This window comes from Streptomyces sp. 13-12-16 (assembly GCF_002114215.1).
Taxonomy (GTDB): domain Bacteria; phylum Actinomycetota; class Actinomycetes; order Streptomycetales; family Streptomycetaceae; genus Streptomyces.
Window position 1 is genome coordinate 2,162 of record NZ_NCTE01001513.1, and the last position, 4,616, is coordinate 6,777.

Genomic DNA, 4,616 nt, shown 5'->3' on the forward strand with positions numbered 1-4,616 from the left:
GGCACGGGCACGAAGACCCCGGCCGTCGACCCCGCCGTCACCCCGTGGCTGCTGTCCGCCCGCTCCGAGGCCGCGCTGCGCGCCCAGGCCCGACGACTCCTCGCGCACGTCGACGCCTCGGCCGCCGGCTCCCGGCACGCCGACATCGCCCTGTCCCTGGCGACCAGCCGCGCCCCGCTCCCGCACCGCGCGGTGGTCCTCGCCACCGACCCCGACACCACCGCCCAGGCCCTCACCGCCCTCGCCGACGCCGCACCCCACCCCGCCGTCCTCGAAGGCACCGCGCGGGACGGCGACTCGACCGCGTTCCTGTTCTCGGGTCAGGGGTCGCAGCGGCTGGGTATGGGGCGTGAGTTGTATGGGCGTTTCCCGGTGTTCGCGGAGGCGTTCGACGCGGTGTGTGCGGGGCTGGACGAGCACCTGGACCGGCCGTTGCGTGACGTCGTCTGGGGTGAGGACGCGGAAGTACTGAACCGGACCGTCTATGCGCAGGCCGGACTGTTCGCGGTCGAGGTGGCGCTGTTCCGGTTGGTGGAGTCGTGGGGTGTGCGGCCGGAGTTCGTGGCCGGGCATTCGATCGGTGAGGTGGCGGCTGCGTATGTGGCGGGTGTGTTCTCGCTGGCGGACGCGTGTGTGCTGGTGGCCGCTCGTGGGCGGTTGATGCAGGCGTTGCCGGCCGGTGGTGCGATGGTCGCGGTGGAGGCGACGGAGGCCGAGATCCGGCCGCACCTGACGGGTGAGGTGTCGGTCGCGGCCGTCAACGGGCCTTCTTCGGTGGTGGTTTCGGGTGTCGAGGCGGCGGTGGAGGCCGTGGCGGAGGTGTTCCGCGAGCTGGGCCGTCGTACGTCCCGGCTGCGGGTCTCGCACGCCTTCCACTCGCCGCTGATGGAACCGATGCTGGAGGAGTTCCGCACTGTCGCCGAGGGGCTGACCTACAGCGACCCGCGGTTGCCTGTCGTCTCGAACGTGACCGGTGCCCTCGCGGAGCCCGGTGAGCTGGCGTCGGCCGCGTACTGGGTGGGCCATGTCCGTGAGGCCGTGCGCTTCGACGACGGTGTCCGTGTGCTGGCCGGTGAGGGTGTCACGCGGTTCGTGGAGCTGGGTCCGGACGGTGTGCTCAGCGGCATGGCGCGCGAGAGCGCCGGCGACGACGCCCTCCTCATACCTGTGCTGCGCAAGGACCGCGACGAGGAGACGGCGGCCCTCACCGCCCTCGCCCGGCTGGCGGCACACGGCCTGACGGTCGACTGGACCGCGTACCTCGCCGGAACCGGCGCCCGGCTCACCGACCTCCCGACGTACGCCTTCCAGCACCAGCGCTACTGGCCCACACCCGACGCGTCCTCCGGGAACGTCGAGTCCGCCGGTCTGCGCTCCGCCGGCCACCCCCTGCTCAGCGCGGCCGTCGAGTTCTCCGACTCCGACGGCCTCCTCCTCACCACCCGCCTCTCCCTGCGGACCCACCCCTGGCTGGGCGAACACGTCGTCATGGGCAACGTCCTGCTGCCCGGCACCGCCTTCGTCGAACTCGCGGTGCGGGCCGGGGACGAGGTCGGCTGCGAGCGCGTCGAGGAACTCACCCTGGCGGCCCCCCTCGTCCTTCCCGAGCAGAGCGGCGTCCAACTGCACCTCCAGGTCGGCCCGGCCGACACCGCGGGCCGCAGGGTCCTCACCGCCCGCTCCCGGCCCGAGGGCGCGGACGACCGGCCCTGGACCGAACACGCCACCGGCGTCCTCGCCCCGAGGACGACGCCCGCCTTCGACACCACCGCCTTCGACAGCGCCGTCTGGCCGCCCGTCGACGCCGAGCCCGTCGACCTGACGGGCCTCTACGAGCGCATGGCCGAGGGCGGATACGAGTACGGCCCCCTCTTCCAGGGCCTGCGCGCCGCCTGGCGCCGGGGCGACGACGTGTACGCCGAGGTCGCGCTCCCCGACTCCGCCGAGCGCGACGCGGCCGGCTTCGGCCTGCACCCGGCGCTGCTCGACGCGTCCGTGCAGATCTCCGCCCTCGGCGGACTCGCGCGGGGAGTCGTCCCGTTCTCCTGGGAAGGCGTCACCCTGCACGCCACCGGAGCCCGGGCCGTCCGGGTCCGCCTGACCCGGACCGGCGACCGGTCGGCCACCGTCGCCGTGGCCGACCCCACCGGGGCACCGGTCGCCACCATCGAGAACCTGGTGCTGCGTGCTGTCGCCTCCGACAGCGCCGTCGACACCACGACGCGGGACGCCCTGTTCCACGTGGCCTGGACGCCCGTCACCGCTCCCGCGCCCTCCGGTGGTGCCGAGGACGCCCCTTCCACGGCCGTCCTCGGCACCACCGAGGACCCCCTCCCCACCCTGACCGGGCCCCGCCATGCCGACTTCGACGCGCTGGTGCACGACGGTGCGGTGCCGGCGACGGTGTGCGCCGTCGTACCGCCGCCCGGCGGTCAGAGGGCCGGCGTGATCGACTCCGTGCACGAAGCCGCCTCCTGGGCGCTGGAGCTGGTGCGGTCGTGGCTGGCGGAGGAACGGTGCGCGGAGTCGCGTCTGGTGTTCGTCACCCGTGGTGCTGCGGAGGGCGACGACCTGGCCGGTGCCGCGGTGTGGGGTCTGGTGAGGTCGGCTGTCTCGGAGCATCCGGGGCGGTTCGGTCTGCTGGACGTCGAGCCGGACACCGGGCTCACCGCAGAGCTGCTGGGTGCGGCGTTGGCCGTGGGTGAGGCCGAGGCTGAGGTTGCGGTGCGTGGGGGTGAGGTGGTGGTGCCTCGTCTGGCGCGCCTGTCCTCCACGTCCGGCCTGGAGGTTTCCGGTTGGGATGTGGCCGGTGGCACGGTTTTGGTGACGGGTGGCACGGGTGGTCTGGGTCGTGTGGTGGCTCGTCATCTGGTGGTCGGGCACGGTGTGCGTGATCTGCTGTTGGTGAGTCGTCGGGGTGCGGCTGCCGAGGGTGTGGGGGCTCTGGTCGCGGAGTTGTCCGGGCTGGGTGTGCGGGTGTCGGTGGAGGCCTGTGATGTGGCCGACGCGGACGCGGTGGCTGCGCTGGTGGGCCGGTATCCGGTGCGGGCGGTGGTGCATGCGGCGGGTGTGCTGGACGACGGTGTGGTGGAGTCGCTGACGGACGAGCGGCTGGCACGGGTGCTGCGTCCCAAGGTGGACGCGGCCTGGCACCTGCACGAGGCGACCAAGGACCTCGACCTCACCGCCTTCGTCCTCTTCTCCTCCATGTCGGGCATCCTCGGCGGCCCCGGACAGGCCAACTACGCGGCCGGCAACACGTTCCTGGACGCCCTCGCCCGGCATCGCCACTCGCTCGGCCTGCCGGCCGCCTCCCTGCCCTGGGGCCCGTGGACCCAGGACGCCGGCATGATCGGCACCCTCTCCGGCACCGACGTACGGCGCATCGCCCGCGCCGGCCTGCCGGAACTCACCCCCGAGCAGGGGGCGGCCCTCTTCGACGCCGCACTCGCCACCGGCGAACCCGTAGTCCTGCCCGTACGCCTCGACCTGCCCGCCCTGCGGGAACAGGGCGACATCCACCCCATGCTCCGTGGTCTGGTGCGGGTGCGTGTGCGGCGGTCGGTTGCCGGTGGTTCGGTGGCGGTGGCTGGTCTGGTGCGGCGGTTGGAGGGGCTGGGCCGGGACGAGCGGCGTGAGGTGCTGCTGGATCTGGTGCGTGGTCAGGTCGCGGTGGTGTTGGGGCATGCGGGTGCGCAGACGGTGGATCCGGGGCGTGCGTTCCAGGATCTGGGTTTCGACTCGCTGACGGCGGTGGAGCTGCGCAATCGGCTGGGCAAGGCGACGGGGTTGCGGTTGCCGGCGACGGTGGTGTTCGACTATCCGACGGCGAACGCGCTGGTGGGGTATCTGCTGGACGAGTTGTTCGGTGTGGTGGAGCCGGCCGCGGTGGTGCCGGTGGGGTCGTTGCCGTCGGTGGCGGACGATCCGGTGGTGATCGTGGGGATGGCGTGCCGTTATCCGGGTGGGGTGTCCTCGCCGGAGGATCTGTGGCGGCTGGTGTCCGACGGCGTCGACGCCGTGACCGAGTTCCCCGTCAACCGCGGCTGGGACGTCGACGTCCTCTACAACCCCGACCGCGAGGCCTCGGGCACCAGCTACACCAAGGCCGGCGGTTTCCTGCATGACGCGGGTGCCTTCGATGCGGAGTTCTTCGGGATGAGTCCGCGGGAGGCGGTGGCGACGGACGCGCAGCAGCGTCTGTTGCTGGAGGCGACGTGGGAGGCGATCGAGCGGGCCGGGATGGATCCGGTCTCGCTGCGGGGCAGCCGCACCGGTGTCTTCGCCGGCGTCATGTACAACGACTACGGCAACATGCTCACCGACGAGCAGTACGAAGGCTTCCGCAGCAACGGCAGTGCTCCCAGCATCGCTTCCGGGCGGGTTGCGTACACGTTCGGGTTCGAGGGTCCGGCGGTGACGGTGGACACGGCGTGTTCGTCGTCGTTGGTGGCGTTGCACTGGGCGGCTCAGGCGTTGCGTTCGGGTGAGTGTTCGCTGGCGGTGGCCGGTGGTGTGACGGTGATGTCGACGCCGATGACGTTCGTGGAGTTCTCGCGTCAGGGTGGGTTGTCGGCGGATGGCCGGTGCCGTTCGTTCGCGGATGCGGCCGACGG

General features: G+C 72.4%; 1 protein-coding gene. It reads left to right on the forward strand.

Annotation, left to right across the window (positions count from 1 at the left end; genetic code table 11):
• On the forward strand, positions 1 to 4,616 hold a 4,616-nt coding region (locus B7767_RS44230; protein ID WP_143653072.1), incomplete at both ends, for a type I polyketide synthase.